Source organism: Sphingobium sp. WCS2017Hpa-17 (assembly GCF_031843765.1).
Lineage (GTDB): Bacteria > Pseudomonadota > Alphaproteobacteria > Sphingomonadales > Sphingomonadaceae > Sphingobium.
In genome coordinates, this window is sequence record NZ_JAVTIV010000002.1 from 368,244 (window position 1) to 390,714 (window position 22,471).

Below are 22,471 nucleotides of genomic sequence, written 5' to 3' on the forward strand. Positions count from 1 at the left end.
CTCCTACTTCGTCGACTTGACGGCGACGGGCTTGACGACGGCGTCGGGCTGCACCTTGTCCGTGCCCTCCACGATCAGCCGGTCGCCGGCCTTGAGGCCCGCCGTGATCAGCCATTTGTCGCCGATCGCCTGCGCGGCGGTGACCGTGCGGCGCTCGACCTTGTTCGCCTTGTTGACGACCAGCGCGGTCGCATTGCCCTTGGGGTCGCGGCTGATACCCTGTTGCGGAGCGAGGATGGCACCGGGAACTACCGATTGCGGCGCGACGACGCGCACGAACATACCGGGCATCAGCAGGCCGTCAGGGTTCGGAAAGCGGGCACGCAAGGTGACGGTGCCACTGTTCACGTCCACGATCGGTTCGGCGAATTCGATGCGGCCTTCCTGCGGATAGTCGCTGCCATCGTCCAGCTTCAGCCGGATGGTCGCGCTGGCCGGCAGCGTCTTGCCTGCCGCCAATGAGCGGCGCAGCGCCAGTATCTGCGAACTGGACTGAGTCACGTCGACATAGATGGGGTCGAGTTGCTGGATCGTGGTGAGGGGATCGGTCTGGCTGGTGGTCACCAGCGCGCCGGGGGTGAAGAGGGTGCGGCCGATACGTCCGCTGATCGGCGCGCGAACCAGCGTGAAGTCGAGATTGACGCTGCTGGTCTGGAGGCTGGCACGGGCTTGTTGCACCGCAGCCTGCGCCTGCCGCGCGGTGGCGATCACATCGTCGCGATCCTGTGCGCTGACGGCTTCGGTGTCGCCGAGGCTGCGATAGCGCTGCGCCTTGGCCTGCGCGGCCGCCGCCGTCGCCTGCGCGCTTGCCAGACTGGCCTGCGCCTCGTCCCGCGATGCGCGATAGAGGCGGGAGTCGATCTGGTAGAGCGGCTGGCCGGCCGTGACCATCGCGCCTTCGGTAAAGAGACGCTTCTGGATCAGGCCCGCCACCTGCGGGCGGACTTCCGACATCATGGTCGACACGGTGCGGCCGGGCAGTTCGCTCGACACGGTGGTGTTTTCCGCCGTCAGCGTCACCACGCCTACCTCTACCGGTCCTTTTTCCGGCGGTTTCTGCTGCCCGCACGCGGCAAGGCTGAGAGCCAGGGCGATCGGTGCGACCCGAAGGCTATGCAGGGTGGAAATGGGCATGTTGTGACGCTTATCCTAAAACCGACGGGCCAGACTGGCCCCTGCGATGCCCACCGGGACAGCGGCAGAACCGACCCGGACGCACAAGGGGGAGGGAGGGGATGTGCGCGATCGGGCGGCCCGCTGTACCGGTCCCCGGCCGTAAGGGCAGGGACAGGCATCGCAAGGACTCTCTTGTGTCGGCGGGGGGAGCCGACAGCGTTCTCATCGCGGCTTTGTCCGTCACATGGTAGAGCGACTTATTTTCCGATTGCCACGATAGGTTGCACCGCAGCACATCTGCGTATCGCTTTGTATCAGCCTGTATCGCGCACGAAGAAGCGCAGACTTTTAATGCATCACGCGCTAGGATGGGCCATGGCTGACGCGTCTTCCTTTAATCCCGCCACCGTGCTGGTGGTCGATGACGATGCCGATATTCGCGACCTGATCGTGGGCCAGTTGCGGCAGGAAAATTACCGGCTGCTGGCAGCGGCCAACCTCGCCGAACTGCGCCAGACGCTGCGTGACGAGGATGTCGACCTGATCGTGCTGGACCTGAACCTGCCCGATGGCGATGGCCTGTCGCTGTGCCGGGAGTTGCGGGCCGACGGATCGGACGTGCAGATCATCATGGTGACGGCGCGGGGCAGCGCGATCGACCGGGTGCTGGGGCTGGAACTGGGGGCGGACGATTATCTGACCAAGCCGTTCGAGCCGCGCGAGTTGCTGGTGCGCATCCGCAACCTGCTGCGCCGTGCACGCACCGGGCCGGCCGCGCGCCCTGCCACAGCCATGCGCTATGCCCATATCGGCCCGTGGCGAGTGGATTTGATCCAGCGGCGGCTGGTGGCGCTCGACGAGCGGCTGGTGATGCTGTCTTCCGCCGAATTCCGCCTGCTCAGTCGCTTTATCGATGAACCCAATGTCGTGCTGGATCGTGAGACATTATTGCCCGAACGCCGCGCTACGGCTGCCTTCGACCGGTCGATCGATTTGCAGATCAGCCGGTTGCGGCACAAGCTGGCGACGCTGCCGGGCGGTGAAGACCTGATCCTGACGGTGCGTGGCGAAGGCTATGTACTGGCCTGCGCGGTGGACCATTCATGATCCGCCCGGCGATCGGCCGCGCCCGCAGCTTCTTCCGGTCGATGGCAGGACAAATCTTCCTGATCCTGACGCTCGGAATGTCGGTCGCGGCTATCGTGGCGTTGCTGGTGGCGGAACAGACGCGCCATCATGATTTCGAGCGGATACGCCGCCAGCGCGTATTGGCCAGCGCGATCGATGTCGCGGATCGGTTTCGTCGCGACCCGAGGCGGATCGAAACGATGATGGCGACGCATAGCATCATCGGCGTGGCCCCCGCGCCGGAAGGCATCAGCCTGAACGAGCAGGATTCCGATCTTGAGTCCCTGCTGCAAGCGCGACTGGGGCCGCGATCCGAACCCGAAGCAGGCCAAGTGCCCATCGGCCTTTGCTTCCCCGACAAATACAGGACTAGGGAGTTTTTGGCCGGTCTGGTCGACGCGCCGCGCCCCGACTGCTGGGTCATCCGCTACACCGATGGGATCGGGCAACGCCGGGCGCTCGCGCTCAGCTTTCCACGGATGGCCAAGCCACCCAGCACGATCTTCAATCCGCTCTACCTGATCGTCATCATCGCCTCATCGGCCGGGCTGGCCATATTGGTCGCCAGATTCGTGTCGAAGCCGTTGCGCCGGCTGGAGCAGGCGGCGGAAGCCTTTTCCGTGTCGCTCGACCCGGAGGAAATTCCGGAGAAAGGGCCGGAGGAGGTACGCGCGGCCCTCTCCACCTTCAACCTGATGCAGCGCCGCGCCCGTGCCGGCTTTGCCGAGCGGACGCAATTGCTCGCTGCGATCAGCCATGATCTCCAGACCCCGCTCACCCGCTTGCGGCTGCGGCTGGAACTGGTGGAGAATGAGGAATTGCGCGCGCGCCTGCTCGCCGATCATCAGGCAATGCAGACGCTGGTGCGGGAGGGGCTGGACCTTGCCAGCAGTATCGAGGCGCGGGAAGAATGGTCCTCGCTCGACATCGATTCCCTGCTGACCAGCATGGCGGAGGACGCCGAGGAACTGGGCGCGCCGGTGCATTTCATCAGCGGCTGCGGCGGCACGGTGCGGGTCAAGCCCAACGCGCTAACCCGCTGCATCGCCAATCTGGTCGACAATGCCGTCAAATATGGCGGCAGCGCAGAGATTAGTTGCGCACGGACTGGCGGGCGGCTGCTGATTCATGTGCGCGATCATGGTCCCGGTATTCCCGCCGACCAGCTCGACCAGATGTTCGAGCCGTTCACGCGCGGGGCCAGCAGCCAGCCGGGCGGGCGCCATGGCACCGGCATTGGCCTGACCATCAGCCGGTCGCTGGCGATGAGTTTCGAGGCATCGGTGCGGCTGCGCAATGCCGAGGATGGCGGCCTGATCGCCACCATCGACATGAAGGGTTAGGCGAGTAATCCTGTAATGAGGAGCAGGGCGGCAACCGGGACGCCCGCGCGGGGAATTGCCGGGCGATAGGTCATGCCCAGCAGCACGACCCCGCCGAGCAGCGGCAGCAGGCCGACCCAGGCAACCAGCGCCATGCCGCTATCCTGCCATAGCCAGAGGCTGAGCAGCGACAGGCCGAACAAGGTCCAGCCTGCCAGCTCCAGATGGGCGACGAAGGGACGCTTCTGCCATGTCGCCAGCAGCACGGGACGATGCCGCTGCATCCGCGCCGCCAGCGCGAACAGCGAAAGATACAGCAGGCCGATGGTCAGCATCATGCTGGCACCGCCTTTCGGCGGACCGGGGTGTGCGTGGAACGGCGGCGGAGTTGCTTCCACACTAGAAAGCCCAGCGCAATCGCTGCCGTCAGCAGCATGGCATTACCGGTAACAAGCATGATATCGCTGGCCCAGATCGGCCCCAGCAAGGCGGCCAGCACGCAGAGCAGCGACAACAGGCCGAGCAGAAACGGCCAGCCCAGCTTTGGCGTAAGGCCGAGGCCCAGCAACAGCGCCGCGCCCGCGCTCCACAAGGCGACAGACACTTCGGCTTCGGCCCGCGCGGTCATGCTTAAAGGCAGCAGGCGATTGGCGATGAGGAAGGCCGCGATGCCGATCGGCACGCCGACAAGGCCGCCGACGTTCAGCCGTTCCAGCAGCCGGTTGCCGATCGACAGCGGTGCGCGTTCGCGCCGCTTGACGATCCACAGCACCATGCCGCTCGCAATCGCCAGCGTCAGCATGGCGCCGCCAAGGAAGTAGAGCCAGCGGGTCAGCAGCGGTGCGAAATGGGCCATGTGCAGACCGTAGATGGTCTGGTAGGTGCGGATGGCAGGGCGTTGTTCTGTCCAGGCCTTCAGCACTGTGCCGGTCGAGCCATCGAAGCTGATCTCCGCCGGCAGATAGCCGATCGACGCGGTTTCGACCGGATAGATGGTTACCACCGCACCGCTGTCTCCGGGATTGAAGATATAGACCCGCCCGACCGGCGCGCCCGCAAAATGGCGCTGCGCCTGCGCCAGCATCGGCGCGATCGGGGCGAGTGGTGCCTTGGTTCCGGTCGCTGCCTTCGTCACTGCACCGGGCGTCAGGTCGCTATAAAGCGCCATCAGATCCTGCCCATAGCCCGCTGTCATGGCCCAGGGCATGTTGAGCGACGCCAGCGTCAGCAGGCCGGTGAAGGTGATCATGACGTGGAAGGGCAGGGACAGCACGCCCAGCGCATTATGCCCGTCCAGCCATGACCGTTGCCCCTTTGCCCGGCGGAAGGTGAAGATATCCTTGAAGAAGCGTTTATGCGCGATGATGCCGGTAATGATAGCCACCAGCATTAGCATCGCCGCCAATGAAGCGAGCAGCCGGCCCCACGGATAGGGCAGTTCCAGTTCGAAATGCAGGCGGTAGAAAAATTCGCCGCCCAGCGAGTCGCGGGCGAGCGGTGCGCCGGTCAGCGGATTGAGCGCGCGGCTGAAATATTCGCCCCCGCTGTCATAGGCCGCCTCGACCAGATTGGATCGGCCATCGGGCGCCGACAGGTACCAGCCGGTCGATCCGGTCGTGTTCGCCGATAGCCAACTGGTCGCGGCGGTGATGGCACGAACCGGATCGGCCGGGCCGCTGATTTCGGGGCGCATCCAGCGGCTGATTTCCGGCTTGAACACGCTCAATGTGCCGGCGAGGCACATGATGAAGAGGATATGGCCGAGCAGCAGCCCGGTCCAGCCATGCAGCCAGGCCATCGCCTGCCGTGCGCCGTCGCGCACCATGGTGCTCGCCCCGCTCATGCCGGTTGCCCCGCCATCCAGCCGATGCCGCCCAGCAGCAATGCCGCGAGTGCCACGCCAGCCAGCGCACGCCATGGCCCGCGCGCCAGAAAGGCCCAGATGGTGACGGCAGGCGCCACCAGATAGGCGATCAGGGTCGCGATCGTGACCGCCTCCACCCGCGCCATCGGCAGGGTGCGGGCCAGCGCCGCCGCGGCCAGCGCGGCTACGCCATAGGCGCCAAGCGTCCCGGCCAGCGTGCGCAGCGCGACATTGGCGCGATAGCGCCAGCCGCTGCGCAGGGGACGGGCGGCCGCCTTGGTCAAAAATCGAGGCTCAGCGTGGCCAGCGCGCTGCGCGGCGCGGCATAATAGGCCTGGCCCCACATCAGGCTGTTGAGATAGCGCGTGTTGGTGACGTTGCGTATATTGACGCTGGCGCTGACATGCTCGGCCAGCTTCACGCTCGTCATCAGATCCAGCACGGCATATCCCTTCTGCCGGATGGTGCCTCCATCCGCCTGTGTGCTGATTGCATTTTGCCAGCGCAGCTGTCCACCCAGTTTGAGGTCGTTGAGGTCCGGAATCTTGTAGGTGGTGGACAGTTTCAGCGTCCGCGTCGGCAGCCAGGTGCGGGTGTCGTTGCCATCCTCATCCTCGATATCCAGATGGGTATAGCCGCCGCTCAGGCTCCACTGGTCGGTGATGTTGCCGGCCACTTCCAGCTCGAAACCGGTCGATGTGGTGTCGACGCCGGTATAATAGCTGCGCAGGCCGTCGTCGAACGTACCGGCAAATTCGGCCAGGCCGCTTTGCCTGGCGCGGAAGATGGCGGCGGTGGCATAGAGGCGATTATCGAACCATTGGCTCTTTATGCCCGCCTCCAGGCTGGTGCCCTTGGCCGGATCGAGGCGGCGATTGTTGATGTCCACCTCGGGCTGCGGATTGTAGATGTCGGTATAGCTGGCGTAGAGCGAGACATGCTTGTCGATGTCGAAGATCAGGCCGGCATAGGGGCTGAACTTGCTGTCCTTGCGATATTGGTCGACGTCATAGGATGTGCCGCTGGTCTTGAGCCACATCAGACTGCCGCCCACAACCGCCTTCAGCCTGTCGGTCAGGTTGAGATGGGCCGCGCCATAGACGCGCGTCAACTGGTCCTTCACATCGGTTTGCAGGATGGCGTCGGGATAGGTCGGTTCGGCGATTAGCCCCTGATCCCATTGGCCGATGGCGGGATATTCGATCAGCTCATCGGAAAAGGCTTCCCAGGCCTTGCCACGGGAGGAGGACGTCGAGACGCCGAAGGCGAGGCTATGTTCGCGGCCCAGCAGCGTGACAGGGCCGGACGCATAGAAATCGCCCAGATATTGTTTGTAGGTGGTGGGATAGATGCCGGTCATCCCATAGACGCCCAGGCCCGTTTCCTTGTCCGGCGTGCCATAGGCGTAAAGCAATTTGGCCCGTTCATCATGTTGCTTGTAGGTGAAGACGCCCTTCACCGCCCAGCCATTGTCGAAACCATAGGCCAGTTCGGCAAAAGCGTTCTGATCGGTGGTGTTCCAGTAGGTCCAGTCGGCGCTGGTGGAGGTGGAGCGCGGATAGCTGATCTGCGTGAGGTCGCTGTAGATCAGCGGCAGGGCACCCCACAGCACACCGTCGGAATTATTCTCCTGTCGCGAATAGCCGATGGTCGCCTTCAATTGCGGCGTGACCTGCCAGCTGACGATGCCGCCCATCACATCGCGATTGACTTGATTATAGTCGAGATAGCTGTCCTTTTCCTCATGCGCGTAGATCAGCCGGGCAGAGAGGGTATCGGTCAGCGGTACCGACACGTCGCCCTCCAGCCGCCACTGGTTCCACGATCCCGCCTGGGCGGAGACTTTCGCCTGGAATTCGTCCAGTGGTCGTTTGCGCACATAGTTGATTGTCGCGGACGGATTGCCGATCCCGGTCATGATCGCATTGGCGCCGCGGATCGTTTCCACATTTTCGAACAGGGCGGTGTCCATGTCGCCATATTGGATGCCGGAAATCAGCGGCAGGCCGATGCCGTCGATCTGGAAATTGGTGACGTCGAAACCACGGCTATTATATTGGGTGCGATCCGTTTCGGCCCGTTCCACATTGATGCCGACCGCCTGCGAGAGGAGGTCGTTGATGTTGGTCAGCGCATAGTCGTCAATTCGCTCGCGATTGATGATCGTGATCGACTGCGGCGTCTGGCGCGGGGTGAGGCTGAGACCGGTGGCGGAACTGGACGGCTGGTTGGCTTCGCCGGTGACGATGATCGTGTCGTCCTTGTCCTTACTGTCGACGTCGGCAGCGTGGGCCTGCAGAGGGAGCATGAGCATGGCGCCGGCGAGCAGGGCGGAGCGTGTCAAGGCGGGCATGATATCGTCCTTCATCATAGTCGCTGCGCGGTTAGGCTGATGATGGAATGCGAGTCAATCGCATTAGCAATCGTTGCATGTTTATTTCTCTGAGTTGCGGAATTTTTGCCGCAGTCGGCGATTTGCGCCGGTCGGCACCATGGCCGTGCCGAGCGGCAAAGCCATTTTGCGCCTCTCTGTGTTTTCTCCCTTTAGGATGGCCGCAAAAGTCATGGGAGCGGACAGATGAATATGATCGTGCCCACAGGGGCTGGCCAGGTGCGTGGCGCCGTCCATGATGGCATCGTTCGCTTTCTGGGCATTCCTTATGCGGCGCCTCCTGTTGGTGATCGCCGTTTCGCCGTGCCGCAGCCGGTGCAGGGTTGGAGCGGGGTGCGCGACGCGTTGGCACCGGGCGCCAATGCACCGCAGCGGGTGCGCCCCGTGCCCGGCGTCGATGTCGAGGCGCTGGTGGGCAGCGGCTGGAGCAAAGGCGACGATTATCTGACGCTCAACATCTGGAAGCCCGCCGGCGACGCGGCGGGTCTGCCGGTGATGGTCTTCATCCATGGCGGCGGCTTCGTGGTCGGTAGCAAGGATGCGCCGGTGCAGGATGGCAGCGCCTTCGCGCGTGACGGTGTGGTGCTGGTGGCGATCAATTATCGGCTTGGCATCGAGGGTTTCCTGCCCATTCCCGGCATTCCGACCAATCTTGGCCTGCGCGACCAGATTTTCGCGTTGCGCTGGGTGCGGGACAATATCGCGGCCTTTGGCGGCGATCCCGCCAATGTGACGGTCTTCGGCGAATCAGCCGGGGCGATGTCGGTCGCCAGCCTCATCACCTCGCCGCTCGCCAAAGGGTTGTTCCAGCGCGCCATCGTGCAAAGCGGCCATGGCGCAATGACGCGGGATATCGGCGTGGCGCAGCGGCTGTTGAAGGCGCTGGCGAAGCGGCTGAGGATCACGCCCGATGCCGACGGCTTCCGATCGGTTGCGCCGGGCGACATGCTGGACGCGATGGAGAAGGTCAGCCAGCCGGCAGCGCGCATCGATCTGCGCGACGGTGAAGGGCGTGAGCCAGTGTTCGGTATCAGCCGCTTCGTACCAGTCCATGGCGATGATGTCTTGCCCCACAAGCCGCTTGCCGCCCTGAAGGTCGGCGTGGGGGCAGAGGTGGATCTGCTGATCGGCACCAATGCGGAGGAGATGAACCTCTACTTCATCCCCACTGGCGTGCGGGAGAAGATCGGCCGGCTGCTCGCGACCTGGTTCGTGCACAAGCATCAGCCCAGCGCGCGCAAGCTGCTCCGCGCTTATGGCATGGGAGCAAAAGGCGTGAGGGCGGGCCACGCCTTTACCGACGCCATGCACGATCTCGTCTTTCGCTGGCCCGCCCGTCGCTTTGCCGAGGAGCATCGCGGGCGCACTCATATGTATGAGTTCGAATGGCGATCGCCGCTCTTCGGCGGGCTGGGCGCGGCGCATGCGATGGAACTGCCCTTCGTGTTCGATACGCTGGCCAGCGTCACCGGACCGGAAGGGATATGTGGCGCAGCGCCGCCGCAGGCGCTGGCCGACCGGGTGCATCGCATCTGGGTCGATTTCGCCACTGACGGCCGCCTGCCCTGGGCGCCGTTCACCCGTGACGAACGGCTGGTCTATCACTTTGCGGCAGGGGAGGCGGTGCATGAACCGCCCATGCCCGCCGCGCCCTATATGCCCTGAAGGATAAAGCCATGTATCTGGAACGACTGAAACTGGATGGTCGGCGTGCGCTCGTGACCGGTGGTGCGAGTGGCATTGGCCTCGCCTGCGTCGAGGCGCTGGGCGAAATGGGGGCGGCGGTGACGATCGCGGACCTGAAGTCCGACATGATCGACGCGGCGGTTGCGAGTTTGCAGGACAAGGGACTGGACGTCGACGGCGTAGTAATGGACGTGACCGACAGCGATGCGGTGACGGCCATTGCCGACCGGATGGGCGCGATCGACATATTGGTGAACAATGCCGGCATCGCGCGCAGCGACACGCCGGCCGAAACGGTCGCGGACGAGCATTGGCGCAATGTGTTGGACGTCAATCTGAACGGCACCTTCTGGTGCGCCCGCGCCTTTGGCCGGCACATGCTGGCGCGGGAGCGTGGGAGCATCGTCAATGTCGGGTCGATGAGCGGCTTCATCGTCAACCGACCGCAACCGCAAAGCTATTATAACGCCTCCAAGGCGGCGGTGCATCAGTTGACGAAGAGCCTCGCGGCCGAATGGGCCGACCGGGGCGTTCGGGTCAATGCAGTGGCGCCTACCTATATCCGCACGCCGCTTAACGAATTCGCGGATAAGGAAGGGCCGATGTACCGGCGCTGGATCGACTCGACGCCGATGGCGCGTCTGGGCGAGGTGGAGGAAGTGGCGTCGGTCGTCGCTTTCCTCGCGTCCGACGCGGCCAGCCTGATGACCGGCAGCATCGTGCTGGCCGATGGCGGTTATAGTTGCTGGTGAGGGGAAGGCGCGAAACACGGCTCTAGGTCCGTTCGCCCTGAGCCTGTCGAAGGGCGATTTACGCGCCCTTCGACAGGCTCAGGGCGAACGGTGTTTGATGATATCGCGATTAATGCGACAGCGAGTTGGACAGGTAAATGCGAATCCGATCGGCGAAGTGATCGACCCGAACGGCATAATCGACTATCTCCCCAAACCTATCTGAAAGCTGTACCTATCAGATAGGCCCAGATATGATCCGACGGACATGATTCCCTCGGACAGCGGGAGGAGAGAATGATGAAATTGAAGGCTTTGCTATGTGCCGGTGTCGCAATCGCCGCGTCCCTTCCCATCGCAGCGCAGGCGCAGCAGGCGCCCGCCGCCGAGGCCGCCGCCAATTCCGATATCATCGTCACCGCGCGCAAGCGGCAGGAAACGCTGCTGGACGTGCCGGTCGCGGTGACGGCGATCAGCGGTGACACGCTGGCGAAGCAGAATATCAATTCGGTCCGTGAAGCCGCCGCGCTGTCGCCCGGCCTCAACATCTCCAGCGACGGCGCGGGCCGGGCGTTCGTGTCGATCCGTGGCGTGGGCGTCACGCTGGTGCAGACGGTGCAGCCGGGCGTCGGTCTGTTCATCGACGGCATTTATCGCCCCAACACCGCCTATCTCAACAATCCGTTGCTCGATGTCGAGCGGATCGAGGTGCTGCGCGGGCCGCAGGGGACGCTTTATGGCAAGAATACGTTGGGCGGCGCGATCAACGTCATCACCCGCCAGCCCGGCAATGAGTTCGAGGCGCGGGGCGCGGCCAGCTATGCCGGCCCGGACAATAGCTGGCTGGTGTCCGGCTCCGTCTCTGCCCCGATCGTCCAGGACAAGCTGGCCATCCGTATCGGCGGGGCGCATCGCCAGCAGGACGGTTTCATCCGCAACACCACGGTCGGCGGCCATAGCAACAGCCTGAACACGGACTCGGTCAGCGGCACGCTGCGCTTTACGCCGGGCAATGATGTGGCCGTGTCGGTCAACGGCTATTACGACTGGATCAAGGGCCATAACGTACCCTACGCCTGGGTCAGTGGCCCGACCGACTATTCGCGCAACAATAATTTCAACACCACCGGCATCACCACCTATAAATATCGCGGCGTGAATGCCCGGATCGAGGCGCCGATCGAGGCGATCGACACCCGCGTCACGCTGCTCGCCGCCTATGATGCGCGCGACACCAACTCGCCCGACAGCGACGGCGATTTCGGTCCGGCCAATGTCGTCCGCTCGACCGGCCGGGATCAGTTGCGCACCAAGACGGTGGAACTGCGGTTCGACACCACATTGAATGAGCAGCTTTCGACCCTGTTCGGCCTGTTCTACAGCCGCGAAACGTTCGACGCGGCGGGCGCCAATACCATCGTACCCTTCGGTCTGGTGCTGCCATCGTCCGATCATCGTGTCGGCGACACCTATGCCGCCTTCGGCACCGTCTTCTGGAAGCCGTCGAGCGATTGGGAGGTCGCGCTCGGCATGCGCTACGACCATGAGAACCGCCGGGCATCGGGGGCGCCGCGTCTGAAGTCGAACGAGGTGGAGCCCCGCCTGTCGATCACCCGGCACTGGAATCCCAGCCTGATGACCTATGCCTCGGTCGCGCGCGGCTATCGCGGTGGCGGCTTCAATGCGCCAACGGCGCCGGTCCGCACTTATCAGGGGGATAGCGCCTGGACTTATGAAGTCGGCACAAAATATGCGACGTCCGCCTTCAGCCTGTCGGGCGATATCTTCTTCAGCGATTACAAACATTATATCGGCCTGAACAGCGTCGCACCGAGCAGCGCGGGCGGGCTGGTGACGGTCGATCTCAATGCCGGCCATGTCCATAGCTATGGCGCGGAACTGGAAGCGCGGGTGCGGCCGACCGACAACTGGACCATCTCCAGCGGCCTGACCTACATGCACGCCCGGCTGGTCGATTCCTCGGAATATACCGATGTTACGGGCCGCACTTTGTCGAGCGACCATCTGACCTTCCAGCCCGACTGGCTCTATAATATCAGCAGCGACTATGTCGTGCCGCTGGGCGACAACAAGCTGACCTTCAACGCCAGCCTGAACGGCAAGAGCAAGCGACTGGCCGCGACGCTGAACCAGACCACGCCGACCTTCCTGAAGGGCTATGCGGTGGTCAACGGCTCCATCACCTTCGCCACGGCCAAGGGCATCGAGTTCGCTGTGTTCGGCAACAATCTGTTCAACAAGAAATATTTCGACTCCTATATCGAGAAAACGACGTTGCAACTTGCCGGCCTGCCGGCATCGGACCTGGGCATTATCGGCGACCTGCGCCGCTATGGCGTCCGCGCCAGCTTCAAGTTCTGATCCGATGAGCGCCCACACGCCCCTGCTGCCGCGCAAACCCCTGCCGGACGGCTTCCTCGATCGGGTCGCGGCCCTTGTCGGCGACCGTCTGGCCATGGGGGAAGCGATCCGCCTGCAACATGGGCAGAGCGAGGCCCATTTCGAGCCGGTGCTGCCCGACGCGGTGGTCTTCGCGCAAACGACCGAGGAGGTGGCGGACCTTGTCACATTGTGCGTGGCGGCGGGGGTGCCGATCATCCCCTTTGGCGCGGGTACGTCGATCGAGGGCAATACGTTGCCGGTCATGGGTGGGATCACCATTGATCTCAGTCGGATGGATGCCATCGTTGAGGTTAATCAGGAGGATTTCGACTGCACGGTGCAGGCGGGCGTGCGGCGCGAGCAGCTGAACGAGCATCTGCGCGATCAGGGCCTGTTCTTCCCGATCGATCCGGGCGCCAACGCCACTATCGGCGGCATGGCCGCCACGCGGGCTTCGGGTACCAATGCCGTGCGTTACGGCACGATGCGCGAAGCGATTCTGAGCCTGAAGGTGGTGACGCCCGACGGCAGGATCATCCGCACCGCACGGCGCGCGCGCAAGTCTGCGGCAGGCTATGACCTCACCCGGTTGATGATCGGCAGCGAAGGGACGCTGGGCATCATCACCGAAGTGACGTTGCGCCTGCATGCCATACCCGAAGCGATCTCCTCGGCCGTATGCAGTTTCGATACGTTGCAGGGCGCGGTCGATACGGTGGTGCAGTCGATCCAGATCGGCGTGCCGCTGGCGCGGGTCGAGATATTGGACGACGCGCAGATGCGCGCGGTCAATCGTTGGTCGAAGCTCGACTATCCCGAGCTGACTACCCTGTTTTTCGAGTTCCACGGGTCGCAATCCTATGTGGACGAGCAGGTTCGGACAGTGGAAGAGATTGCCGCCATGAATGGCGGGGGTGAATTTCGCTGGTCGAACCTGCCCGAACAACGCTCCAAATTATGGAAGGCCCGGCACGAGGCCTATTATGCCGCCGTCAACATGCGTCCCGGCGCGATCGGGTGGGCGACGGATGTGTGCGTGCCGATCAGCCGGCTCGCCGAATGCATCACCCAGACGCGCGAGGATCTGGACAAGGCCAGCCTGCCCGCGACAATATTGGGCCATGTCGGCGACGGCAATTTCCATGTCATCTTCTCCATCGACCCGAACGCACCGGAGGAAATGGTGGAGGTGGAAGCGCTCAACCAGCGGCTGGTCGACCGGGCGCTGGCGATGGACGGCACCTGCACCGGTGAACATGGCATCGGCCTTGGCAAGCAGCATTGCCTGGTCGAGGAACTGGGCGAGGCGGTCGATCTGATGCGCGTCATCAAGCGCGCGTTGGACCCGCAGAACCTGTTCAATCCGGGCAAGATTTTCGCTTTCTGAGACAGAGGCGTTTAGCCGGGGGGCTAAACTGTCCGGCCGCGCTGGTTCCCCTGGCGCGGCCGGGCATCACAGGAAAAGGATGGCCATGACCAGTCTGCCGCTCGTCGATCCGGCGCTTCGCCCTTTGCTGGAGGCGGTGCCGACCCAGCGTCTGTCGGCCGACATGCTGCCAGCGCTGCGGGAACAGGACTTTCCCGCGCCGCCCTTTACGGATCGCGGCGTCGCGCTGGAACGGCGCAGCGTGCCGGGGCTAAAGGGCGCGCCCGAAGTCCTGCTCCATATCTATCGCCCGCTGGATGTCACCGGGCCGCTGCCCTGCATCTACCATATCCATGGCGGCGGTCACGTGACGGGTAGCGCCGCCGATCTGGAATGGCTGCATCATCCGCTGGTTGCGGACCTCAACTGCCTGCTCGTCTCTGTCGATTATCGGCTATCGCCCGAAGCGCCTTTCCCCGCCGCGATCGAGGATTGCTATGCTGGCCTTGGCTGGCTGTTCGGACAGGCCGATGCGCTGGGTGTGGACCCTGACCGGATCGGCGTGATGGGGGAGAGTGCCGGCGGGGGGCTGGCCGCCGCGCTGGCGCTGATGGCGCGGGACCGGGGGGCATATCGCCTTGCCTTCCAGCATCTCATCTATCCGATGCTGGACGATCGCACCTGTATGGCGGCCGATCCGCATCCCCATGCAGGGGAATTTATCTGGACCGCGCATAATAATCATTTCGGCTGGTCGGCGCTGCTCGGCCATGCGCCGGGTGCGGCCGGCGTGTCGCCCTATGCCGCGCCGGCGCGGGCGGACAGTCTGGCCGGCCTGCCGCCGACCTTCATCGCGACCGGCGCGCTCGACCTGTTTCTGGAGGAAGATATGGACTATGCCCGCCGCCTGTTGCGCGCAGGGGTGCCGACCGAATTGCACGTCTATCCCGGCGCCTTCCATGCGTTCGACATCTTCGCCGATGCGCCGGTATCGTTGCAGGCGCGGCGCGACAGCCGGGCCGCGCTGGAACGGGCGCTGGCCTGATGGCGACGATCATCCCTGTCGTCGCCCCGGCCAGCCCGCCATCCTTCCTGCACATCCTGCCGTCCTTGCTGATCCTGGCGCTGGCGATGGCCGCCGGCTTCACCATGATGGGATCGTTCAGCATGGTGCAGGAGGGGGCCAAGGCGGAAATGGCGCTGAGCGATTTCCAGCTGTCGCTGGTACAGGGCGTTGCTGCCGCCGTGCCGCTACTGCTTTTTTCCATACCCATCGGGTTATTGGTGGATCGTACCAACCGGCTCCGCCTCTTCATCGGGCTGGCCGTGGTTTGGACCATCGGCACCTTCCTGACCGCGACGGCGCAGAGCGTGACCATGCTCTTCATTGCCCGCATGCTGGCGGGCATTGGCACCACCGGCGCGCTTACGGCGGCCTTGTCGCTGTGCGCCGACCTCTGCCCGCCGCATCAGCGGGGCAGGGCGTTGCTGATCGTGACACTGGGCAAAGCTTTGGGGCAGGCGGGAGCGTTCGCGCTGGCGGGTTGGTTGCTCAGTTTTTTCCTGCATGATGCTGCCAGCGGCCTGTTCGCCAACGTCGCGCCGTGGCGCGCCACCCATTATGCGCTGGCGGCGATCAGCGCCGCGCTCGTCCTGCCGATGCTCTTGTTGCGCGAACCGGCCCGGCGCGAAGTGGCGGCTGGTATTCATGCCCCTTGGCGTGTCGTGATGGCCGAACTCTGGTCGCGTCGCGCCTTCCTTGGCCCCCTCTTTATTGGGCAGGTCAGCGTGGTGATGGCCGATGCCGCCGCCGCCATCTGGGCATCGCCTGTCCTGTCGCGCAGCTATGGGCTGGCGCCGCCCGATTTCGCCGGCTGGATGGGCAGCCTCATCTTCCTGACCGGGGTTGTGGGATCGGTGCTCGGCGGCGTGGCGGCCGATATCGGGCAGAAAAGCGGCCGCAAGGGCGGCTTGCTGATCGGGGCGGTGATTGCCGCTGGCCTTGGTATTCCCGCCGCGCTCTTCCCGATCATGCCGGGCATCCCGAGCTTTGCCGTGGCGCTGGGCGCGTTGATGCTGTGCGGCACGGTTACGGGCCTGATCACTTCGGTCGCGCTGACGGTGATGCTGCCTAATGAGGTGCGGGGCCTGTGTATTGGCGCCTTCATCGCGCTGGCCGGGCTGATCGGCTTCGGCGTTGCGCCCACGCTCGTCACCGCGATCAGCGGCCTGCTGGGTGGGGAAAAGCATCTGGGCGAGGGGCTGGCGGTGGTCGGCGTCACCGTCAGTTGCGTGTCGCTCGGCGCCTTTTGGTTGGCGATGAAGTGGGTGCCAGTAAAACCTATCTGATAGCTATTGTCAAAAGCTATCAGATAGGTCATGAATGTGGGCAAGGAGAGAAGGCCCATGGACCGAATCATCGTATCGCCGGAAATGATCGCATTGGTCGGACCGGGTATGGCCGTGCCCGCCAATGATGCGGGATTGACGGCGGCCTTCATATTGGGCTTTGGCGCGGTGGGGCAGGCGGCTTCGGTTCGGCTGATCGATCGGCCTTCACTGGATGATCTGAACGAGGATCAGGCCAGCCGCCTCATACTGCTGGTATCGCCCGACGCATGCGAGCGAGTGGCAGACGGCGATATGGCGCTGACGCCGGGCGTCGCTTATTATCTTCCGACGCCACTGCGGGCCATCGCCTTGGCCATCCGCGACTGTAGCCTGCATGCGGCCGCCGCCACCCCCTATCGCCTGGCCAAGAGCATCGAATTGCTCTGCGACCTGCTACGGATCGGGCGAGAGGAGGGTTATGTGCCGATCGGGCAGGATGCGCTGCTGTCCCGCGCCGATAGCGAACGGCTGGTGGCGGCGCGCCGTTTGATCGAGGATCGCTGGGCGGAAAAGCTGACGCTGGATGCTATTGCGCGGGCCTGTGGCCTCAACCGGGCCAAGCTGACGCGGGGTTATCGCGACATGTTCGGTTGTACCGTGGCCGATGCGATCACCGCGCAGCGGCTCGACCGGGCCGGGGCGATGCTGCTGGCTACCGAATTACCAGTATCCTCGGTCGGCTATCGCTGCGGCTATCTCAACAACGCCAGCTTCACCCGCGCCTTCGCCCGCCATTTCGGCGTTGCGCCAACGCAATATCGTGCGCACAGGCTGGCGGCATGACGGAAGATGGCGGTTCCCTTGTCAATCGCGCCATTCAGGCGGTGCGCGACCATATTCGCGACCATGGCCTGAAAGTCGGCGACACGCTGCCGGGCGAGGGTAGTTTTGCCGCCGATCTGGGCGTCAGCCGGGCGGTGATGCGCGAGGCCTTTGGCGCGCTCGCGGCGCTGCGTCTGATTGATGTCGGTAATGGCCGGCGTGCGCGGGTCGGCGCGATCGACGGATCGGTCATGGGCGCTTCGCTCGACCATGCCGTGTCGACCGAGCAGGTGAGCGTCGCCGATGTGTGGGATGTGCGGCGCACGCTGGAACTGCGCATCGCCGCGCTCGCGGCGCAACGGCGCACCGACGAGCAGGCGGCCAGTATCCTCTCGATCGCGCAAGCCATGGCCGACGGGCAGGACGATATGGAGCAGGTTACGCGGCAGGATATCGCGCTACACACCGCCATTGCGGAGGCGGCGTCGAACCTGCTGTTCGCGCAGATCATGCGCTCCTTCGCACCGCTGATGGAAACGGCGGTGCCCCGTGCCTGGGAAACGCGGCAGACCGATACGCAGCGGCAGGAGATATTGGCCTGTCACATGGATTTGGCGCAGGCGATCGCGCGGCGCGATTCCGTGGGCGCGGCGGCAGCGATCGACCGGCATTTCGACACGTCGATCGGCCAGATGCTGGGTTCCTGAGCGCGAAACAAGCCCGATCGGCCTATTTCGGGCGTGTATCGCGCCTAAAAAGATGACAATTATGGATATGGGAGCCTTTCCCCCCCTTGGACGGGCCGAAAACGCGCGCTATCAGGCTGTTGCGAAGGTTCCTGCAAAAGAAAGGCAATATTTATGAACAACACGGATCTGGCTGAAGCCGTTGCCTCGGCCCATGGCCTCTCCAAGGCGGATGCCCGCAAGATCGTGGACGATGTCTTCACGGCGATCGCCGACGCAGCCGGCAAGGGCGACGAAATCTCGCTGAACGGCTTTGGCAAGTTCAAGGTCAAGGACAGCCCGGCCCGCGAAGGCCGCAACCCGGCCACCGGCGCGACCATCCAGATCGCTGCCGCCAAGAAGCTGACCTTCACGCCTGCCAAGGCGGTCAAGGACAAGCTGAACGGCTGATCCGGTTCAGGCGCCGCGCATCGGCGTGGCGCCTGCCTCTTTGGCTGAGATGCGCGTTTTCCAGGGCATCCAGCGCCAGTGCGACCGCGCCCAGCGGTCCGGCCTGATCGCCCAGTACGGGCGGCCGCACGATCGATCCGACCGTCTGCGTCGTGACGAAGGGCAGATAGCCCGCCAGTTGCGCCACCAGTTGCGCCCTGACCCGGTCGAGCAGGCTTGCGCGGCCCATGCCCACGCCCCCACCGATCAGCACCTGCCGCGCCGCCGTGGTGAGCAGGATGGTGCCGATCATCTGGGCAATGTCATGAGCGACATCGTCCCAGCGCGGATCATCGCTGGTGATCCGGTCGCCGGGGACGCCGAATCTTTGGGCCAGCGCCGGTCCCGCCACCAGCCCCTCGATACAGTCGCCATGGAAAGGGCAAGCGCCGGCAAAGCTGTCATCGGGCGCGCGGCGTGTGAGGATATGGCCGACTTCCGGGTGCATCGCGCCATGGAGCGGGCGGCCGTGCAGTGCGAATCCGGCGCCCAGCCCGGTGCCGATGGTGATGTAGCAAAGGCAGTCGGACGGGATGTCGCCCTCCGCGCCCGCACCCCAGCGCGCTTCGGCCAGCGCGGCGCCGTTGACGTCGGTGTCGATCGCGGCCGGGCAGGGCAGGTTGGCGGTCAGCGCGCCATAGATATCCGCGCCGGTCCAGCCGGGCTTGGGCGTGGGCAGCATATGACCAAAATCCGGTGCCGCCCGGTCGAGCCGCAGCGGCCCGAACGATCCGATGCCCAGCGCGGCGAAAGGCGCCTCTGCATGCCAGCGCTGCAACAGGGCTGCCGCTGCGCTCAGCGTCTCGGCCGGGTTCGTCGTCGGGATCATGACCCGATCGACAATGTCCCGGCCATCGGCGCGCAGCACGAAGACCTTCGTCCCGCCCAGTTCCACCCCGGCGATATGGGGCAGGGCGTTCCGATGCGGGGTAGGAGCAGGTGACATGGGGCTTGGGCCTCGGCAGGAAGAATGGCCCGCTTCATAAGCGAGGCTGGTCTTCCGCGCCAGTTCCGGTCGGGTGAATCGGCATTGGATATTGTCCCGAAACATCGCGAACGGGAGGGATAGGGCTTCGACAGGATCAGCCCGAACGGTGGTGGGGGAGAGGGCGATCGGGATTGGCGTGCCCTAAGCGCGGACGATGACCTCCACGCCCGCCAGCCCGCGCGTCAGGGCGAAGGGCTTGTCGACATTGACGCAGGCTTCGACAACGCCGGGCCAGCAGAGACATTCTTCGCCCAGCCGCTGGGCGAAGGTTTCGATCAGCGGGATATGCACCTCCGCCATGGCTTCCGCGGCGCGGACGATCCGGCGATAGTCGACCGTTTCGCCGATCCCTTCGACCGCGCCGCCATCCAGCAGCAACTGGACGGTGATGACCAGCGGCTGGCGCCGGCCGATCTCGTCGGGATTGATGCCGATATCGGCCAGCAGCGGCAGTTCCTTGACCCGGACGCGGGTGGTGACGGACGTTGCCATCTTAGCTCATGCTCCTCTGCGCGGCGGTGACGGTGTTGCTGAGCAGGCAGGCGATGGTCATGGGACCAACGCCGCCCGGCACCGGCGTGACGGCTTTGGCATGATCCAGTTCATGGGTCGCGCAATCGCCCACGATGCGGCTGTTGCCGTCATGATCGACCATGCGGGTGATGCCGACGTCGATCACTATTGCGCCGGGCTTCACCCAATAGCCGCGCACCAGATGCGGCGCGCCGGCCGCCGCGACGATCACATCGGCGGCGCGGGCGATGTCGGGCAGGTTGCGCGTTTCGATATGGGTGACGGTGACGGTCGCTTCCCGCTCCAGCAACAGCATGGCGACCGGCTTGCCGACGATATTGGACTTGCCGATCACCACGACGTTGAGGCCGCGATAATCGTCTATCACGCTATCGAGCAGCAGCATGATGCCGAGCGGTGTGCAGGGCACCAGCCCTTTCGATCCGGTCGACAGGCGGCCGACATTGACCGGGTGGAAGCCGTCGACATCCTTGGCCGGGGATATCCGGTCCAAAACCCGCGCCGCGTCGATCCCGGCGGGCAGCGGCAACTGGACCAATATGCCATGCACCGCCGTATCGGCGTTCAGCGTGTCGATCAGGTCCAGCAGTACCTGTTCGCCGCAATCAGCGGCCAGCCGCTTTTCGATCGAGCCGATGCCGGCCTTGCGACATTCGCCGATCTTGCGCCGGACATAGATTTCGCTGGCGGGGTCATGTCCCACCAGCACCACCGCCAGCGCCGGATCGACGCCGTCGGCCTTCAGCCCGGCGACGGCCTGCGCGGTCCGCTCGCCCAGCGCGCGCGCCATCGCGCGCCCGTCGATCAGCGCTGCCATGGATCAGCCCCGGAAGACGACGGTGCGCGACTCGTTCATGAAGACCCGGTCCTGCAAATGCAGCCGCACCGCTTCCGCCAGCACACGCCGTTCGATGTCGCGGCCGCGCCGTACCAGTTCATCGGGCACATCGGCATGGCCGATCATCTCGACATCCTGATGGATGATCGGGCCTTCATCGAGGTCGGCGGTGACATAATGGGCGGTTGCACCGATCATCTTCACGCCGCGCTCATATGCCTGATGGTAGGGCTTTGCGCCCTTGAAGCCGGGCAGGAAGCTGTGATGGATGTTGATGCAGCGGCCCGACAGGAAGGCGGCCAGATCGTCGCTCAAAATCTGCATGTAGCGGGCGAGGACGATCAGATCCGCGCCGGTTTCTGTCACCACCTGCTTGATCCGGGCTTCCTGACTAGCCTTGGTGTCCTTGGTGATCGGGAAGTGGAAGAAGGGCATGTCGCCGATCATCGAGGTGTGCAGCACCTCGCGCGGATGGTTGGAAATGATGCCGACCACATCCATCGGCAGTTCGCCGATCCGCTGGCGATAGAGAAGGTCGCCCAGACAATGGTCGAATTTGCTGACCATCAGCACGACCTTCTTGGGCGCGGCCTGATCGGTCAGGGACCAGTCCATGCCGGCGTCCTGCGCGATCGGCGCGAACCCGTCGCGCAGGCCGTCGAGCGTTTCACCCGCGCCGGGCTTGAACGCGACGCGCATGAAGAAGGTGTTGTTCATGGCGTCGTCAAACTGCTGCGCATCGACGATGTTGCAGCCGCGCGCCGCCAGATAGCCGGCGACCTTGGCCACCAGACCGGGCTTGTCATCGCACTGAAGCCGCAGCGTATAGATAGTCGTCACGTCAATCTCCTCCCGCTCACCCATCTGCGTCAGTGCGCGCGGGCATAGTCGTTGATCCAGGCCACCGTCTTTTCCAGACCGCCAAAGGGGTAGAAGTGCAGTCGCACCTTGCCATGTTCGTCCCCCAGCGCCCGCTCGAAAGTGTCGACCAGCTTGTCAGGCCCGGCCGATCCGATCAGCTTCGTAATCGAAATTCCGTATTTTGCGAGCACGGAAGCAGACGCCCCGACACCGCAGCGGGCGGCGAAGCGCATGAGCGTCTTGATGCCGGCCGGGCCGGGCACGCCGATACGGACCGGTGCGCTGATGCCGCGGGCGCGCAATTCGGTCAGCCAAGCGAGCACCGCGTCGGCATCGAACACGAACTGCGTCACGATCAGCGGCGCCATGCCGCGCGCTTCGATCTCGCCGCACTTGTTGGTCAGCACCGACCAGCATTGCTCCGGCGCCATATTCGGATGCCCCTCGGGATGGCCGCCAATGCCGATGGCGCGGATGCCGGCCCGCTCGAACGCGCCGCTGGCGATCAGGGCGCTGCTGTCGAAATAGGGGCCTTCCGGTTCGGACGGGTCGCCGGCGATGACGAAACAGCGGCGCACATCGGCTTCCGCGACGGCGGCGGCCAGATAATCCTCGAACTCGGCGGTCGATGTGATGCGGCGTGCGGAGAAATGCGGCATCGGCTCGAAACCCAGACTGCGCACCAGTTTGGTGGCGGCGATGCGGGCGGCGAAATCCTCGCCCGGCAGGAAGGTGACGGCGACCGGCGTTTCGCGGGCGATGGCGGGGGCCGCCTCGCGCAGGGATTCCACGTCCTTTGCGGTCATCTCCAGCGAATAGCCGTCGACCATGTTGACGGGCGCACGATCCCAGTTCGGGTGAATGACCGGCATTATATCCCTCCAGCCTTTTTGCTTGTTGCGACTCCTTCTAGA

The 22,471-nt window shown here is 64.4% G+C and carries 21 protein-coding genes; 11 read left to right on the top strand and 10 right to left on the bottom strand.

Annotated features, from left to right (window positions below):
* Positions 1 to 3: 3 nt before the first annotated feature.
* The gene (locus RQH62_RS05880; protein ID WP_311267810.1) at positions 4 to 1,134 is read right to left on the bottom strand and encodes an efflux RND transporter periplasmic adaptor subunit; all 1,131 of its coding nucleotides are present in this window, start codon (positions 1,132 to 1,134) and stop codon (positions 4 to 6) included.
* A gap of 357 nt (positions 1,135 to 1,491) precedes the next feature.
* Here RQH62_RS05880 and RQH62_RS05885 point away from each other — a divergent pair, with 357 nt between their 5' ends.
* Both RQH62_RS05885 and RQH62_RS05890 read left to right on the top strand, forming a co-directional pair.
* The gene (locus RQH62_RS05885) at positions 1,492 to 2,223 is read left to right on the top strand and encodes a response regulator transcription factor (RefSeq protein WP_311267811.1); all 732 of its coding nucleotides are present in this window, start codon (positions 1,492 to 1,494) and stop codon (positions 2,221 to 2,223) included.
* Positions 2,220 to 3,587 carry an ATP-binding protein gene (locus RQH62_RS05890; RefSeq protein ID WP_311267812.1) on the top strand — a complete coding sequence of 456 codons (1,368 nt, stop codon included), beginning with the start codon at positions 2,220 to 2,222 and terminating at the stop codon, positions 3,585 to 3,587. The genes RQH62_RS05885 and RQH62_RS05890 overlap by 4 nt, the downstream gene beginning before the upstream one ends.
* On the opposite strand, the gene RQH62_RS05895 is transcribed toward RQH62_RS05890, so the two are convergent.
* Genes RQH62_RS05895 through RQH62_RS05910 form a run of 4 tightly spaced genes read right to left on the bottom strand, consistent with a single transcriptional unit; the run spans position 3,584 to position 7,783 of the window.
* Positions 3,584 to 3,904, bottom strand: coding sequence for a DUF3325 family protein (locus tag RQH62_RS05895; RefSeq protein ID WP_311267813.1), 321 nt, complete (start codon positions 3,902 to 3,904; stop codon positions 3,584 to 3,586). The two genes, RQH62_RS05890 and RQH62_RS05895, sit on opposite strands and share 4 nt — an antisense overlap.
* A complete protein-coding gene (locus tag RQH62_RS05900; protein ID WP_311267814.1) occupies positions 3,901 to 5,409 on the bottom strand; it encodes a PepSY-associated TM helix domain-containing protein in 1,509 nt (502 codons plus the stop codon). Before RQH62_RS05900 ends, RQH62_RS05895 begins: the two co-directional genes overlap by 4 nt.
* The gene (locus tag RQH62_RS05905) at positions 5,406 to 5,714 is read right to left on the bottom strand and encodes a ketohydroxyglutarate aldolase (RefSeq protein WP_311267815.1); all 309 of its coding nucleotides are present in this window, start codon (positions 5,712 to 5,714) and stop codon (positions 5,406 to 5,408) included. Before RQH62_RS05905 ends, RQH62_RS05900 begins: the two co-directional genes overlap by 4 nt.
* Positions 5,711 to 7,783, bottom strand: coding sequence for a TonB-dependent siderophore receptor (locus RQH62_RS05910; RefSeq protein WP_311267816.1), 2,073 nt, complete (start codon positions 7,781 to 7,783; stop codon positions 5,711 to 5,713). The genes RQH62_RS05905 and RQH62_RS05910 overlap by 4 nt, the downstream gene beginning before the upstream one ends.
* A gap of 231 nt (positions 7,784 to 8,014) precedes the next feature.
* Here RQH62_RS05910 and RQH62_RS05915 point away from each other — a divergent pair, with 231 nt between their 5' ends.
* The 9 genes from RQH62_RS05915 to RQH62_RS05955 all read left to right on the top strand — a co-directional run bounded on the left by RQH62_RS05915 (position 8,015) and on the right by RQH62_RS05955 (position 18,297).
* Complete coding sequence (locus tag RQH62_RS05915) at positions 8,015 to 9,487, top strand: carboxylesterase family protein (RefSeq protein WP_311267817.1); 1,473 nt, start codon at positions 8,015 to 8,017, stop codon at positions 9,485 to 9,487.
* 11 nt (positions 9,488 to 9,498) lie between these two features.
* A complete protein-coding gene (locus tag RQH62_RS05920) occupies positions 9,499 to 10,260 on the top strand; it encodes an SDR family oxidoreductase (protein WP_311267818.1) in 762 nt (253 codons plus the stop codon).
* Between the two features lie 276 nt (positions 10,261 to 10,536).
* Positions 10,537 to 12,621, top strand: coding sequence for a TonB-dependent receptor (locus RQH62_RS05925; protein WP_311267819.1), 2,085 nt, complete (start codon positions 10,537 to 10,539; stop codon positions 12,619 to 12,621).
* Between the two features lie 4 nt (positions 12,622 to 12,625).
* Positions 12,626 to 14,029, top strand: a complete 1,404-nt coding sequence (locus RQH62_RS05930; RefSeq protein ID WP_311267820.1) for an FAD-linked oxidase C-terminal domain-containing protein — start codon at positions 12,626 to 12,628, stop codon at positions 14,027 to 14,029.
* A gap of 85 nt (positions 14,030 to 14,114) precedes the next feature.
* A complete protein-coding gene (locus tag RQH62_RS05935) occupies positions 14,115 to 15,053 on the top strand; it encodes an alpha/beta hydrolase (RefSeq protein ID WP_311267821.1) in 939 nt (312 codons plus the stop codon).
* Entirely contained in the window at positions 15,053 to 16,357 is a 1,305-nt protein-coding gene (locus tag RQH62_RS05940; protein WP_311267822.1) for an MFS transporter, read from the top strand. Before RQH62_RS05935 ends, RQH62_RS05940 begins: the two co-directional genes overlap by 1 nt.
* A 57-nt stretch (positions 16,358 to 16,414) precedes the next feature.
* Positions 16,415 to 17,182, top strand: a complete 768-nt coding sequence (locus RQH62_RS05945) for an AraC family transcriptional regulator (protein WP_311267823.1) — start codon at positions 16,415 to 16,417, stop codon at positions 17,180 to 17,182.
* Positions 17,179 to 17,868, top strand: coding sequence for an FCD domain-containing protein (locus tag RQH62_RS05950; protein ID WP_311267824.1), 690 nt, complete (start codon positions 17,179 to 17,181; stop codon positions 17,866 to 17,868). Before RQH62_RS05945 ends, RQH62_RS05950 begins: the two co-directional genes overlap by 4 nt.
* Positions 17,869 to 18,021: 153 nt before the next feature.
* Positions 18,022 to 18,297 carry an HU family DNA-binding protein gene (locus tag RQH62_RS05955; RefSeq protein WP_056693415.1) on the top strand — a complete coding sequence of 92 codons (276 nt, stop codon included), beginning with the start codon at positions 18,022 to 18,024 and terminating at the stop codon, positions 18,295 to 18,297.
* Here RQH62_RS05955 and RQH62_RS05960 read toward each other — a convergent pair.
* From RQH62_RS05960 to RQH62_RS05980, 5 genes are all read right to left on the bottom strand, one after another.
* Positions 18,275 to 19,282, bottom strand: coding sequence for an ROK family protein (locus RQH62_RS05960; protein WP_311267825.1), 1,008 nt, complete (start codon positions 19,280 to 19,282; stop codon positions 18,275 to 18,277). The genes RQH62_RS05955 and RQH62_RS05960 overlap by 23 nt on opposite strands.
* Positions 19,283 to 19,465: 183 nt before the next feature.
* Positions 19,466 to 19,816 (bottom strand): dihydroneopterin aldolase, encoded by a 351-nt coding sequence (locus RQH62_RS05965; RefSeq protein WP_311267826.1) that lies wholly within the window; start codon positions 19,814 to 19,816, stop codon positions 19,466 to 19,468.
* 1 nt (position 19,817) lies between these two features.
* Positions 19,818 to 20,675, bottom strand: a complete 858-nt coding sequence (locus RQH62_RS05970) for a tetrahydrofolate dehydrogenase/cyclohydrolase catalytic domain-containing protein (RefSeq protein WP_311267827.1) — start codon at positions 20,673 to 20,675, stop codon at positions 19,818 to 19,820.
* A gap of 3 nt (positions 20,676 to 20,678) precedes the next feature.
* Positions 20,679 to 21,536, bottom strand: coding sequence for a formyltetrahydrofolate deformylase (gene purU, locus RQH62_RS05975; protein ID WP_311267828.1), 858 nt, complete (start codon positions 21,534 to 21,536; stop codon positions 20,679 to 20,681).
* Between the two features lie 29 nt (positions 21,537 to 21,565).
* Positions 21,566 to 22,429 carry a methylenetetrahydrofolate reductase gene (locus tag RQH62_RS05980; protein WP_311267829.1) on the bottom strand — a complete coding sequence of 288 codons (864 nt, stop codon included), beginning with the start codon at positions 22,427 to 22,429 and terminating at the stop codon, positions 21,566 to 21,568.
* Positions 22,430 to 22,471: the final 42 nt, after the last annotated feature.